General features: G+C 46.3%; 1 protein-coding gene. It reads right to left on the bottom strand.

The features are described from left to right. On the bottom strand, nucleotides 1–758 hold a 758-nt coding region (locus R7Q46_RS26600), incomplete at its 3' end, for a PilZ domain-containing protein (RefSeq protein WP_318078143.1). Nucleotides 759–762: the final 4 nt, after the last annotated feature.

The following is a 762-nucleotide window of genomic DNA, read 5'->3' as shown; positions in this document are numbered from 1 at the left end:
AATGCTTCGTCGATGACGCGCGCAACGACATTGGTTTCCGTTAGACGAATGGTTCGTAGATAGCGCACTGCATCATTTTCATAGCAATCGTCTACGGCCAATACTCGATACGACAGTGGCTTTTCGATGCCCGCGACTTGCGACTTGCCTGCAAACTCGGTAAACGAAACGTGAATGATTTCACCAAGGTTGTATTTAAATGCGCTCGGGACTTTAAATTTTGCCCCAGAGCTCGACAAATCGATGCTTAATCCATGAAGGATTTGCCCTTTGGCGCGGCGAATTTCTACCTGGGACTGAACCTTCAACCGCTTTTCTTGGCGTTTTAAGTCATAACCGAGGTGAACCGGTTCTGCGAGAAAGGGGCTTTTAGGATCGGTTAATGAATGAGACTTTTCCTGTGTGGCGAGCTTGCTCATCACACGAAAGTTATTGCGCGTGTTGACCAGTGCTTCCCACATGCCTTCGGTGTAGGTGCCAAACTTCTTAATGTTCTTGTGATAAGCATTAAAAGCGACATCGTCCAACCAATGCGAAATGCCATCTAAAACATATTCACGACATTCGCCTTTGACGCGACCACGTAAATCAATGCTCTTCTTACATGGTGCCATAAGACGGTTCAGTTCCATCTTCACTAAGATTTTGGCCGACGGCGGCTCTTCCTCGGTCAATTGACCAAGGACAAAATCAAAGTCTTCAGAACCATAAACGGGAATGAGTCTTTCAGCGAGCGAGAGAATTTCAGATTGCTGCATTATT

It is taken from the genome of Vibrio sp. 811 (assembly GCF_033339195.1).
The sequence above is the reverse complement of the archived record's forward strand: the minus strand, read 5'-3'. Positions and strand labels throughout refer to the sequence as shown.